Here is an 818-nt window from a genome sequence, read left to right as displayed (position 1 = left end):
CGTCAGTTACAGTAATGTTAGTAAGAGTTACGTTACCCGTATTAGTTACTACGAAGTTGTATACAATTGTATCACCTACGTTTGTAATACCATCACCATTGTTATCTACATAAGCTCCGTCTTTAGTAATTGCTATACTAGGAGATTCAACAAATACAGTTACAGTTGCTGTATCACAATTTGTTGGATTTAAAACTTCACAGATTTGATATGTTACTGTATATGTTCCTCCAGGTGTAGTTGGAGTAACATTTATTGAACCATCTACTGGGTTCAAAGTTACACCAGGATTTGTTGTGTTAACTTGAGTTAAAATAATATTTGAAAGTGTTGCTGGATTTCCATTCAATGTATCATTTATTAATACATTAGGATATGATTGTCCACCAATTCCTGTTAAAACATTATTTCCGTTATCATTTACAGCATCAATGTTTGCATTATTTACATTAACTGTTACTGTAGCAATATCACAATTTGTTGGATTTAAGATTTCACATATTTGATATGTTACCACATAATTTCCAGAAGGAGTACCTAATGCAACATTTACTGAACCATCAACTGGGTTTAAAGTAACTCCAGTATTTGTAGTACTAACTTGAGTTAAAATTACATTTGATAATGTAGCAGGGTTACCATTTAATGTATCGTTAATTAAAACATTAGGGTAAGATTGTCCACCTGTAGCACCAATTATTGAATTACCATTATCATTTACAGCATCAATAACTGCTGCTCCAACTGGAACAGTTACAATAGCAGTATCACAATTAGAAGGATTTAAAACTTCACAGATTTGGTAAGTCAAAGTATAA

The 818-nt window shown here is 31.8% G+C and carries 1 protein-coding gene; it reads right to left on the bottom strand.

Annotation, left to right across the window (positions count from 1 at the left end; translation table 11 throughout):
* A partial coding sequence (locus ACYU7A_RS08095; RefSeq protein ID WP_460575599.1) for a DUF7507 domain-containing protein occupies positions 1-818 on the bottom strand: 818 nt, incomplete at both ends.

It is taken from the genome of Flavobacterium koreense (assembly GCF_054776075.1).
The sequence above is the reverse complement of the archived record's forward strand: the minus strand, read 5'-3'. Positions and strand labels throughout refer to the sequence as shown.